The organism is Moraxella sp. (assembly GCF_024227015.1).
In the GTDB taxonomy this organism is placed as follows: domain Bacteria; phylum Pseudomonadota; class Gammaproteobacteria; order Pseudomonadales; family Moraxellaceae; genus Moraxella.
Genome location: NZ_JAAELD010000058.1, coordinates 1 through 2,896 on the forward strand (window position 1 = coordinate 1; position 2,896 = coordinate 2,896).

Annotated in this window: 4 protein-coding genes; all 4 read left to right on the top strand. The window is 46.4% G+C overall.

Annotation, left to right across the window (positions count from 1 at the left end):
• Nucleotides 1–506, top strand: a 506-nt coding sequence (locus GY683_RS01175) for an HAD-IC family P-type ATPase (RefSeq protein ID WP_297287011.1), incomplete at its 5' end; no start/stop codon positions are given.
• A gap of 135 nt (nt 507–641) precedes the next feature.
• Entirely contained in the window at nt 642–1,409 is a 768-nt protein-coding gene (locus GY683_RS01180) for a hypothetical protein (RefSeq protein ID WP_297287012.1), read from the top strand.
• A 67-nt stretch (nt 1,410–1,476) separates the two neighbouring features.
• The gene (locus GY683_RS01185) at nt 1,477–1,815 is read left to right on the top strand and encodes an ATP-dependent Clp protease adaptor ClpS (protein WP_297287013.1); all 339 of its coding nucleotides are present in this window, start codon (nt 1,477–1,479) and stop codon (nt 1,813–1,815) included.
• 45 nt (nt 1,816–1,860) lie between these two features.
• On the top strand, nt 1,861–2,896 hold a 1,036-nt coding region (locus tag GY683_RS01190), incomplete at its 3' end, for an AAA family ATPase (protein ID WP_297287014.1).

Below are 2,896 nucleotides of genomic sequence, written 5' to 3' on the forward strand. Positions count from 1 at the left end.
CCATCGATCAATTAAAACAAGACGGCATCGACGTGATTATCATGAGTGGCGACCACCAAGGTGTGGTTGATGATGTGGCAGCACGACTGGGCATTACGTCTGCCCATGGCAAGCTCTCACCGCGTGATAAAGCTCAAAGAATTAACGAGCTTAAACAAGAGGGCAGGACTGTCGCCATGGTCGGTGATGGTGTGAATGATGCGCCAGCCATGGCAGAGGCGCAGGTCAGCTTCTCGGTGCATGACGCATCTAGTATCGCTAAGCACACTTCATCGGCGGAGTTGGTGGGTGATTCTGTCACGCACGCACAGCATGCTCAGCACATCGCATTAGCGACGTTAAATAACATCAAGCAAAACCTATTTTTTGCGTTCGTTTATAACTGCATTGGCATCGTGGCTGCTGCTTTTGGGCTGCTCAATCCGATCATTGCGGCGGCTGCCATGGCGTTAAGTTCGATCTCGGTGCTGATGAATGCTTTGCGACTAAAGCGATTGAAAATTTAACAAAGCATACAAATTCGCCAAAAAATCAGCATCTGTTGCTATTGTAATTTTTTCGTAGCTTTTGAAAAAATTATCATTAATGTTCGCAGATATTTGATATAATACGCGAATTTAGTTTGATGAATTTTGAGTATCATGTCAATAACACCCTCAAAAACCGTGCCATTGCGCCGTTCGCTGAATCAACAAGCGGGCGCGACGGCACAGATTTTAGCGCTATTTCTTGCAGTGCTTATTTTTACGTCGCTTGTTGTGGCGTTTATTGGTTATCAAGTTGGTCATCGTCAAGGCGTTCATGCCGCCAAAGACCTAAAGTCCGATCAAGCAGTCTCAGCAGATGTGAACACCTTGGCGGCAGAGAATGCTAAGCTTAAAGAAGATGTGGATGCGCTAACCAAAGAGCGCGACATCAGCATGGGCAATCTTGAAAGACTGACCGAAGAACAAAAGGCATTAGAAACAAAAAATCTACAACTTGCCCAAGTTAATGATCTATTAAAATCATCGGTGGCGGAGCAAGGTGGTGTTGCCCTAAAGGTAATCGGCTCAGAGATCGGTTCTTTGCCTGAGAATACCTTTGAATATCGCTTTGATGTGGCGATGATCGACGTGTCGGGCAGATCGGTTCGTATGGTGCCAAGACTGACCCTGTTAAACGCGACAAGCATGGTTGAGATTCCCCTTGAGCCATCCAGCTATGACATTAATGGCGTGGCTAACATTCGTGGTCGCTTTGTGATGCCTGAAGGCTTCTCCCCTCGTCAGATGAAGCTGGAGCTGGTCGCAGGCGATCAGAAGATACAGCAGCTGTATGACTGGCAGGTGGGTAAAATCATCAGCGATGCACCAGCCTCCTTGTCAGAGGCGGATGGTACGGATAATCGACCCATCAGCAGTAATTAATCATCAAAAGCTGGGCGTACGCTCGGCTTTTTTATTGTTATGATGAGCCAGATAAAGTATGAATAACATGAATCAGAATAATTTGTCTATCTATAATACTAAGGAGCATGAGGCAGAATCAGACGTCGCGCTTGAGACAGTGTCGGAATCTGCTCGTGCGCCCATGTATGCGGTTGTCATGCATAATGACAATTACACGACAATGGATTTTGTGGTGTATGTGCTTGTTGAGATCTTTGATCATGGTGTTGATCGTGCGGTTGAGCTCATGTATCAGATCCACGAATCGGGCCGAGCGGTGGTGGCGATATTGCCATTTGAGATCGGTGAGATGAAAATTCTACAGGTGAATGAATTGGCGGAACAGATGGAGTATCCACTTTTGACCACGCTTGAAAAACAATGACATGGATAACATTATTAAGATAATGATTTAATAAATGGGGTAGAAATGTTTAGTCCAGATTTTGAAATAGTGCGTAAACGCATAGAAACTTATACCAAAAAAAATCGCCATGAATTCATCACGGTCGAGCATCTGCTCTTAGGATTGATTAATGATCAGGCTGTCAAAGACATGTTGGACGATTTTGGGGTGGATGCCAGCGAATTAAGCGACGCCTTGAAGATCTACCTGTCAGATTATGTGCCCAAAACCGCCGACGACAATGCGCGCATCAAGCCTACTAAGAGCTGCGAGCGCGTCTTGCAGCGTGCGATATGGCATCATCAATCTAGCGGTATCGAGCGGCCAATTGATTGTATGGATGTATTGGTTGGGATATTTAGCGAAAAAGATTCTCAAGCGCTGTATTTGCTGCAGGCGCGCGAAGTAAGTAAATTGCGCGTACTTCGCTACATATCACACAATAAAAAAGACGAAACAGCACCTTCTCAGACACCAAGCGAAGATAAAGAGCCTACCAAATCCAAAAACCCGCTTGAAGAATTCGCCACCAATCTAAACGAGCGAGCCAAAAAAGGCCGCATCGACCCGCTCATCGGGCGTGATGCTGAGATTGAGCGCACGGCTCAAGTTCTGTGCCGCCGCCGCAAAAATAACCCATTGTTGGTCGGTGAAGCCGGTGTGGGTAAGACAGCGATCGCAGAGGGTTTGGCTTGGTTGATTGTTAATGGCAGGGCGCCAAAGCCTTTGGCTGAGACGGTGATTTATAGCCTTGAAGTGGGTTCTCTGGTTGCGGGTACTAAGTTTCGCGGTGACTTTGAGAATCGCATGAAGGCACTGTTAGAGGCACTAAAAGAACAACCAAATGCTGTACTGTTCATTGATGAGATTCATACGATGATCGGCGCAGGTTCTACCATGAACAGCTCAATGGACATGTCCAATCTGATTAAGCCTGCGCTGTCTAATGGTGAGCTTCGCTGTATTGGCTCGACGACTTTTAATGAATATCGTCAAATCTTTGAAAAAGACCACGCCTTATCACGCCGATTCCAAAAAATCGACGTGGTTGAGCCAAGCG

Excerpts from the sequence above, each read along its gene's own strand:
- GY683_RS01180 (WP_297287012.1), top strand. The coding sequence starts at position 642 with ATGTCAATAACACCCTCAAAAACCGTGCCATTGCGCCGTTCGCTGAAT.
- GY683_RS01185 (WP_297287013.1), top strand. The coding sequence starts at position 1,477 with ATGAATCAGAATAATTTGTCTATCTATAATACTAAGGAGCATGAGGCA.